Here is a 6,064-nt window from a genome sequence, read left to right as displayed (position 1 = left end):
GGGCGACTGTGATGGTGACGGTGTAACTGATGAGGATGAGACCAATGGTGTTGACGACGATTTCTCTACGCCTGGTGACAATACCGATCCACTTGACCCCTGTGATTACAATCCTGCCGATCAAGGTACGCCGAATGCTGCCTGGAACATGGCGGACTGTGATGACGATGGTAACCCGAACGGCGGTGATCCTGACCCAGCAGTAGCTACAGCTACAGATGATCCAGGTTCAGCCACTCCTGGAATGGCAAGCACGATTGACATCCTTGGTAATGATGACTTCCTGGATAATCTTGACCCTGCTAATGTTGGTACAACTGCTATCACGCAGACTGGTGGCACAGCAGCGGGTACGGTTGTCTTTGATGCTAACACGGGTGAACTGATCTACACGCCGACCTTTGGCGAAGCAGGCATGATGGTAACGATTATTTATCAAGTATGTAATACAGATCCTGTTCCTGATGTTTGTGCTACGGCAACGGTAACAATTACGGTTACTGACCAAGATAGTGACGGTGACGGTGTGTTAGATTCTGATGAAGTGACTGACATGACTGATCCTAATGATCCTTGTAGCCTGGTACTGGCTAGTGTTAGCCAGAATGCGACCGACATGGGCGATTGTGATGGCGACGGTGTAACGAACGCTGACGAAATCAACGGTACCGACGGCGATTTCTCTACACCTGGTGATAACACCGACCCTAACGATCCTTGTGATTTGAATTTAGGAGATGTTAGCCAGAATGCAACCAGTACGGGCGACTGTGATGGTGACGGTGTAACTGATGCGGATGAGATCAATGGTCTTGACGACGATTTCTCTACGCCTGGTGACAATACTGATCCTAACGATCCTTGTGATTACAATCCTGCGGATCAGGGTACCCCTGATGCTGCCTGGAACATGGCGGACTGTGATGATGATGGCAACCCGAATGGTAGCGATCCTGATCCTGTTGTTGTTACAGCTACGGATGATCCAGGTTCTGCCACTCCTGGAATGGCAAGCACCATTGACATCCTTGGTAATGACGACTTCCTGGATAACCTTGACCCTGCCAATGTTGGTACAACAGCTATCACGCAGACTGGCGGCACAGCAGCGGGTACGGTTGTCTTTGATGCCGACACGGGTGAATTGATCTACACGCCGACCTTCGGTGAAGCGGGTATGATGGTAACGGTTGTTTATCAGGTATGTAATACTGATCCTGTTCCTGATGTTTGTGCTACGGCAACGGTAACGATTACGGTTACGGATCAAGATAGCGATGGCGACGGTGTGTTAGATTCTGATGAAGTGACTGACATGACCGATCCTAATGATCCTTGTAGTCTGGTACTGGCTAGTGTTAGCCAGAATGCTACCGACATGGGCGATTGTGATGGCGACGGTGTAACGAACGCTGACGAAATCAACGGTACCGACGGCGATTTCTCTACGCCTGGTGATAACACCGACCCTAACGATCCTTGTTCTTTGAATTTAGGAGATGTTAGCCAGAATGCAACCAGTACGGGCGACTGTGATGGTGACGGTGTAACTGATGCTGATGAGATCAACGGTACCGACGGCGATTTCTCTACGCCTGGTGATAACACCGATCCTAGCGATGCTTGTGATCTGAATTTAGGAGATGTTAGCCAGAATGCGACCGACACGAGCGATTGTGACGGTGACGGTGTAACGAACGCTGACGAGATCAACGGTACTGATGGTGACTTCTCTACGCCTGGTGACAATACCGATCCTAACGATGCTTGTTCATTGAACGTGGCTGATGTTACGGTGGTAGCTACCAGTGCAGGCGATTGTGACGGCGATGGCGTAACCAACGCTGACGAGATCAACGGTACGGATGGCGATCCATCTACACCTGGCGATAATACCGATCCTAATGATCCTTGTTCTTTGAACTATTTGGATGCTACAGTAGTAGCTACAGATACGGGTGACTGTGATAACGACGGAGTTACTAATGCCGATGAAGTAAATGGCCTTGATGGCGATCCTAACACCCCTGGTGATAATAGTGATCCCCTGAACCCATGTGACCCTAATCCAAGTGCTCCTGCTTGTCTTGCTGAACTTCAATTGCGCGTTGCTTTGCAAGGTGCTTTATTTGACACTGGCTCTTCCCTGATGCGTGATGATTTACGCACTGGTGGCTATCTGCCAATGGCTGAACCTTATACTGCTTTAGCTGGACGCTTTGTTCATGCTGGCGCAGGTGGTGGTGAGACGACTACTGCTGGAATTTTAGCAGCCAATACAGGTACTGCGAATGCTATTGTTGACTGGGTATTCGTAGAATTACGGGACCCTACCGATCCTACTGTAGTGGTAGAGACACGTTCTGCACTGCTCCAAAGAGATGGAGATGTAGTGGACGCTGCTGATGGCACTTCTCCATTAACGTTTAGTGGTGTTGTAGGAAGTAGCTACTATGTAGCGGTCAAGCACCGTAACCACCTAGGAGTAATGACTGCTGCTACCGTATCCTTTACGGTAACTGGAACAATCGTTGATTTCACGATAGCAAATGCTGCGGATCTCTACGATATCCCAGGAGTTACTAACTATGATGGTTTTGAACAGGTATCGATCAATGGTGTTCAGGCGCTATGGGCTGGCAATACCAATGCCGATACGAAGGTGAAATACCAGGGTCCAGCTACGGATAACGGACCAATATTGGTTCGTGTGATTACCGATCCAGGCAATAATCCTGGTTTCACTTATAATTACAATAATTCTCTGGGTTACGAATTGTCTGATGTTAATATGGACGGTAAGACGAAATACCAGGGTACTCAGAACGACCCGAGTTACATCTTTATCAATGTACTCTTCAATTACTCCACTCTCAATACGGGTGGTTTGTATAACTATGATTTCTTAATTGAGCAACTGCCTTAACAGATTGCAATTTTAAGGTTATGTGGAGCAAGTGGGATTCCCTTTAATAGGGAATCCCATCTCCCATTACAAACAATGAACATTTGCTAATTTTTAAATTTAATCTCATTGAAATGAAAAAGTTCTTACAGTTGTTTTTACTGTTTGTTCTCGGCATTTCTGCGCTACAGGCACAAGACCTGGAATTTACCTTGCGCTATGACCTAGGTAATGAGCGTTATGAAGTGTATGTACGACCAACGGCTGATGTCGCCAATTTCTTTTGGGGGCCATCACAAATTTCTATTGTCGCTCCGGCCAGTGTGGCTGACGTGCCTTTTGTCGTTACCAGCGTCGCAGCTGGTGCCTGGATCGACAATTCTCAGGTATACGCTCCCGCTGCCGATCCAGGAAGTGATTTTCACGGGGTAGGTTCTTTAGGAGCCTCTACTGTCTTAACGGCGGGACAAGAAACACTGATCTTTTACTTCGAACTCCCAGGGGAAGAATGTGTTCCAGGTTTCCGTTTGTTTGTAAATGGATCAGATCCTGATTCCAATGCCCCTGGAATGATGAATAGTGATTATTTCAACACTATTTTTGGTGGCCCGCAGGGAGGAACGCCTGCTGAACGCTATATCGGTAACTATGACAACCTGGGAGTAGCCTGTGGTTGTGATGATCCTATTACCATTGGTTGTATTGCGAACCTTAATGTCACACTGAATAGTGATTGCCAGGCACGTATCACCCCTGCGATGATCTTAACGGGCGATTATCTCTGCGCAGCAGACTATGATATCAATATTGATGGTCAGGATACCGATGTATTAGCAGGTTGTGGTACACATACCTACATGATTTCCCTCTTTAATACTAATGGTGAGGAAATTTATACTTGTTGGGGCGATGTCTTCGCAGAAGACAAGACGGACCCAGTAGTTACTTGCCCGGTAAACACGAGCAGTGTAACGATGGACTACGAAGCGGACCAAGTAAGTGGTACATTGAGTGCTGCTGATGCATCCTTGAACTTCAACAACTACAGCTGTTTGAACCAAGGTTTCTTGGCAGACGGTGTGCACAATTACGACGTGGTGACTTTCACTACGCCTGATTTTGCTATTCCTGTTGACGTATACACGATTTTGATGGATTCCGATTGGGGTGATGGAAGCATGTTCCTATTCCAGGGCGGTTTCGATCCTGCGTCCCCATGTGAGAACCTAGTAGGTTCTTCTGATGATGCTTTCGTACCTGGAGGTAACATTTTCGATCCAGCACTACGTTTGAGCCTTCCATTACAGCCAAACACGAGCTACACGTTGGTCTTGACCAACTGGTTGACGACTCAGTTTGGTGATTGGACGGTTAGCATCTATTCTGATAACAATACCGGTGTATCAGGTACAGGGTTTACCTCTGTAGCGATTGAAGATACCCGTGATTTGGTATGTGAAGACATCAACTTCATCCGCTTCCAGACGCCTCAGTCTTGGATTGCTAATGCAGCTGGTACGCTTGATTTCAATGCAACGCGTGATGCCTTCTTCGGAGGAAGCACTGCTGCATTGAACGCTTTCATTGCAAAAGTTGAATTGACTGGTTTCCCAGTAGTAGGCGACAACTGTGGCCCTGTATTGGTAACCTTGTCTGATGTTGTTGCATCTGACGGTGACTGTGGAGACGAGCGCATCACGCGTACGTTCACGGTAGCGGATCGTTACGACGGTGCGTGTATCGGCGCCCCACGAGTAGTATCGTGTGATCAGATCATCACCTTCCGCAAGCCAACGATTGGCGATATCGTATTCCCACCATTTGTAGCTCCTTTGGAGTGTGACGAGAACTTTGCACTTGATGCGAACGGTAATCCTCACCCATCAGCCTCTGGCTACCCATGGTTGCGTACTGCCTTTGGTTTCTACGACCTTGACCAGGTATACTGTAACATCGGAGCATCTTACTCTGATGAGCCACGTATCACTGTTTGTGAAGGTACTTACAAGCTGCGTCGTGAGTGGAACATCATCGATTGGTGTAACCCAGGCGGTTCAGGTACCTTGAACCAGTTGATCAAAGTATTTGATGCTACAGGTCCAGTTATCAGTGGTATTCCTGCGGTCATCAACGTATCTACGTCACCATTCAGCTGTTTGGCGAATATCGCGATTCCTTGTCCTACCCTTACCGACGGTAACGGCTGTTCAAGTGTATCTGCAACGACTTACACGGTACTTGCCAACGGCGTTTCTTTCTTCGCCGGCGGTGACTTGTGTACAGGCGCAGTAGTACAGGCACCAATTGGTCAGCACATCCTGATTGTATGTGCAGAAGATGACTGTGGTAACGAAACTTGTGTTGAATACCCAGTAAACGTAACAGACGAGATCGAGCCAAGTGCATCATGTGATGATGAGTTGAACGTATCTATCGGCGGTGGCGATGTAGCCAACGGCATCGAAGGTATCGCTCGCATTTTTGCTACGGATGTAAACGAAGGATCTAACGACAACTGTGGACCAGTAACGTTGGAAGTACGTCGTAACTACTGGCGTAACAACACTTGTGATGCAAGTGCTAACCGTTGGAGCGCATGGGGCCCTCATGTAGACTTCTACTGTTGTGATATCGACAACGAAATCACGATTGAACTACGTGTAACTGATCAGTCAGGTAACCAGAACATCTGCTGGATGGTGATTACCCCTGAAGATAAACTGAACCCTTACTGTTATGCACCAGCACCAGTAACGTTGACCTGTTCTGATTTGCCATTGGCTTTCCCTGGAGATATCCAGACTGCTTACGACGAAGACTTCGCAGCTACTTCTATCATGATGAGCTCTATCTTCGGCGGAGCAACAGGAACAGACAACTGTGCTGTTGACACTATCGTAGAGCGTACACCAAACATCCAGGTTAACGATTGTGGTTGGGGATCAATCACTCGTCGTTTCGAAGCTTGGCAGCTACGCCCAGAAGGCGATGCTAACGGCAACGGCGCTATTGATATCAACGAAGTATTCCGTTCAACGAACAGCTGTAGCCAGCTGATCACGATCACGGAAGTACACGATTTTGTTATCGACTTCCCAGAAGATGCTGACGCTGACTGTACTGATCCTGATGTACCAACGATTATCACTACCACTGATG

Annotated in this window: 2 pseudogenes; both read left to right on the top strand. The window is 47.8% G+C overall.

Annotated features, from left to right (window positions below):
- Positions 1-2,926 (top strand): annotated as a pseudogene (locus ACRBG0_RS09045) (hypothetical protein); the annotation flags it as partial.
- 113 nt (positions 2,927-3,039) lie between these two features.
- A pseudogene (locus ACRBG0_RS09040) lies at positions 3,040-6,064 on the top strand (hypothetical protein); the annotation flags it as partial.

The organism is Lewinella sp., assembly GCF_050633125.1.
In the GTDB taxonomy this organism is placed as follows: domain Bacteria; phylum Bacteroidota; class Bacteroidia; order Chitinophagales; family Saprospiraceae; genus Lewinella.
This window is presented reverse-complemented; position numbering and strand designations above follow the sequence as displayed.